The following is a 279-nucleotide window of genomic DNA, read 5'->3' as shown; positions in this document are numbered from 1 at the left end:
AACAGGGTGCCTTTAAACAACTTATGCCAACGGGACAGTACCTCTAGCGTCGTCCAGTTGTTAGCTTGTTCACTATCAACATGAAGGACTAAATGTAAGTGATTATTCATGACAGCATGAGCACATATATCAATAGCAAAGACCTGAGATAATTTAAAAATGCGCTGTTCAATCCAATGACGCCTGTGCTCATAACTGACACCGGTTTCTTTATCAACACCACATAAAAAGGCTTTGCGAACGGTTTGACTGCAAATATGATAATACGGCGTATCAGAT

Annotated in this window: 1 pseudogene; it reads right to left on the bottom strand. The window is 40.1% G+C overall.

Annotated features, from left to right (window positions below):
- Positions 1–279 (bottom strand): annotated as a pseudogene (locus tag H4J70_RS20335) (transposase); the annotation flags it as partial.

This window comes from Colwellia sp. BRX8-9 (assembly GCF_014077245.1).
Taxonomy (GTDB): Bacteria; Pseudomonadota; Gammaproteobacteria; order Enterobacterales; family Alteromonadaceae; genus Colwellia_A.
Note: the sequence above shows the minus strand (reverse complement) of the source record. Positions and strands in the feature narration are given on the sequence as shown.